This is a genomic window from Marinomonas sp. BSi20584 (assembly GCF_002792415.1).
GTDB lineage: Bacteria > Pseudomonadota > Gammaproteobacteria > Pseudomonadales > Marinomonadaceae > Marinomonas > Marinomonas polaris.
In genome coordinates this window covers 1-1,380 of record NZ_KZ454923.1, presented here as the reverse complement: position 1 = coordinate 1,380, position 1,380 = coordinate 1, and the positions used below count along the sequence as shown (strand labels likewise).

2 protein-coding genes are annotated in these 1,380 nt (G+C 42.1%); both read right to left on the bottom strand.

Features of this window, described 5'->3' with window-relative positions; all coding sequences use genetic code 11:
• Positions 1-832, bottom strand: an 832-nt coding sequence (locus tag TY87_RS22355) for an IS3 family transposase (RefSeq protein WP_232617224.1), incomplete at its 3' end; no start/stop codon positions are given.
• On the bottom strand, positions 832-1,332 hold the full coding sequence (locus TY87_RS22350; RefSeq protein WP_100188760.1) for a helix-turn-helix domain-containing protein: 501 nt from the start codon (positions 1,330-1,332) through the stop codon (positions 832-834). The genes TY87_RS22350 and TY87_RS22355, both read right to left, overlap by 1 nt.
• Between the last annotated feature and the right edge of the window lie 48 nt (positions 1,333-1,380).

The following is a 1,380-nucleotide window of genomic DNA, read 5'->3' as shown; positions in this document are numbered from 1 at the left end:
TCAAGGCCTGATTTCGATACGCTATCGGACTCAGGCCTTTTAGTTTCTGCTTAATTCGATCGTTGTTGTAATACTCGATGTATTCTTTGATTGCTTCAATCAGTTCATCTGCATTTCTAAACTTTTCATTGTGGTACATCTCTGTCTTTAAAATACCGAAGAAGTTCTCAGCGACAGCATTGTCTAAGCAGTTTCCTTTTCTAGACATACTTTGGGATAGCCCTTGAGCCCTAATCTGTGCCTGATACGCTTGGTTCTGATATTGCCAACCTTGATCTGAGTGGATAATCGGCCTCTCGTTCTTACTCAGCTTGCTAATCGCGCTCTTCAACATGTCTGTGACCAATGGTAACGCGACTGACTTCCTCACTTCATAACTCACTACTTCCTGATTGAATAAGTCGATCACTGGCGAGAGATAAACTTTCTGGTTGTCAACTTTAAACTCGGTCACGTCTGTCACCCACTTTTGGTTGGGCTTCTCTGCATGGAACTTTCTTTCAAGTAGGTCTGGAGCCACTTTCCCAACACGGCCACGATAGGATTTATAGCGCTTAGGTCGCACCTTAGATTTCAGCCCTTGCTCAATCATCAGTCGTTGAACACGCTTGTGGTTCACTTGGATTCCATCATTTCTTAGAGCATAGGTAATCCTACGATATCCATATCGCCCCTTATGAGCATGGAATATATCGTAAATCTTTTGTTTCAGGTCCTGGTCCGGATCCAGTAACGTCACAGAAGCTCGATGATAATAATAGACACTTCGAGCCAGCCCAGTCGCTTTCAGGAGCCATTGTAACGGGTGCTTTGCCTTGAGCTCAGTAACGATTAACGCTTTTTCTTTGTTTGTTCCTGTTTGGCCTGAGCCAAGGCTTTCAACTTTTTTAGTACAGCATTCTCAGCACGAAGATATTCAAGCTCTTCTCTTAGCTCTTTTTCTGTCATCTGTTCAGCAGGCTTAGTTTTAGAAGAGTGAGTGGCCATACGAGGTCTACCTTTTTTCTGTGGTTTGAGTCGAGATATACCTTCGCAAGCATAGAGTTTTTGCCATTGAAATAATATGCCTGAAGATGATAAATCGAAGTAGGCACTTGTATAGGTTAAAGACCACTCATTCATATGCATCGTTTTAAGTGCTTTAAGCTTAAAGGATTGGGTATATGGCATTTGTTTGTGTAAAAAACTGCTTTCACCATGAATACGATACACTTGAGACCAGTAACGAACTTGTCTTGAGTCAACACCGAATTGACGCGCAATCATTCTTGAGCTTTGGTGCTGAGATAACTTTGCTAAATAGAGTTTGAATGCTCTGTGATATTTGGACATAAAAAGACCCCCAGTAATTGGAATGTCCAACTATTGGGGGTCAGTTCA

Excerpts from the sequence above, each read along its gene's own strand:
- TY87_RS22350 (WP_100188760.1), bottom strand. The coding sequence starts at position 1,332 with ATGTCCAAATATCACAGAGCATTCAAACTCTATTTAGCAAAGTTATCT.